The sequence below is a fragment of the Serratia sp. ASV30 genome (assembly GCF_016428815.1).
Classification (GTDB): domain Bacteria; phylum Pseudomonadota; class Gammaproteobacteria; order Enterobacterales; family Enterobacteriaceae; genus Chania; species Chania fonticola_C.
The window spans coordinates 1-302 of sequence record NZ_JAELTL010000268.1 but is presented as its reverse complement, the minus strand read 5'-3'; the positions used below and the strand labels follow the sequence as shown (position 1 = coordinate 302).

The following is a 302-nucleotide window of genomic DNA, read 5'->3' as shown; positions in this document are numbered from 1 at the left end:
CCCCCCCCCCCCCCCCCCCCCCCCCCCCCCCCCCCCCCCCCCCCCCCCCCCCCCCCCCCCCCCCCCCCCCCCCCCCCCCCCCCCCCCCCCCCCCCCCCCCCGTTTTTCAAGCAGAAGACGGCATACGCGATGATACCTCCTGTCTCGTGGGCTCGGAGATGTGTATAAGAGACAGGTTCAAACCCAGGCGGGCCAGCCCGATCGCCACGTTCAGTTCGGCACCGGCGATGCGTTTGGTAAAGCTTTCTACCTCGGCCAAATCGCCCGTTTGCGCGGCGACAAACATCGCCATGGCTTCACCC

At 71.5% G+C, this 302-nt stretch carries 1 pseudogene; it reads right to left on the bottom strand.

What is annotated here, in order from left to right:
* Window positions 1-163: 163 nt before the first annotated feature.
* Window positions 164-302, bottom strand: a pseudogene (locus tag JHD74_RS26390) (PfkB family carbohydrate kinase); the annotation flags it as partial.